1 pseudogene is annotated in these 662 nt (G+C 73.6%); it reads right to left on the bottom strand.

Annotated features, from left to right (window positions below):
* Positions 1-281: 281 nt before the first annotated feature.
* Positions 282-662, bottom strand: a pseudogene (locus DEF28_RS27820) (hypothetical protein); the annotation flags it as partial.

Genomic DNA, 662 nt, shown 5'->3' with positions numbered 1-662 from the left:
GTTCTCCGACATGGGGGCTCCCGGGATCAGGGGGTGGGCGCCGGAGCCGCCGCCGTGCGGGGGCGGCGGCAGGCCGCGCCCGGTGTGCGTACCCGGCGGACTCCATTGACTACGTAACGTAATCAATCCTGATTATCGGGGATCATTCGTCAAAGTGACGTTGATAACCGTTATTGGGGGAACTCCGTGGGGCGGCGGCGCGTTGCCGGGGTCCTCCCGCACAAGAAGGGGCGAGACGCTGGTCAGCGCCTCGCCCCTGGGCCGGGCCCGTCACCGGGCGGCTAACGGTACCGGCCGTCGCCGTATCCGTAACCACCCGAATCGTAGGGCGGTGGATCCTGTTCCGGATATTTCTGGTCACCAGGTCGCCCGGGCTGCGGGTCGCCCGGCCCGCCGGGACCGGTGCGGAAGGACGGCCACTCGCCGGTCTGCGGCGCGGCGGGACCGGGGCCGAAGCCGCCGGCAGGACTGGGCGGCGCGGCGGGGCCGCCCGGGTCCGGCCGGTAGTCGCCGAGCACGTCGCGGTACCCGCCCGGGGCGGGCGGCTGACCGCCCGGCATGCCGGGGTACTCGCCGGTGGCGTAGGGCGCGGGGTCGAGGGGCGGCCGGGTGTGGCTGCCGGTGTCGAAGGCGGGGCGGTTGTGGGTGCCGGTGCTGTAGGA

This window comes from Marinitenerispora sediminis (genome assembly GCF_003336425.1).
GTDB classification, from domain to species: domain Bacteria; phylum Actinomycetota; class Actinomycetes; order Streptosporangiales; family Streptosporangiaceae; genus Marinitenerispora; species Marinitenerispora sediminis.
Note: the sequence above shows the minus strand (reverse complement) of the source record. Positions and strands in the feature narration are given on the sequence as shown.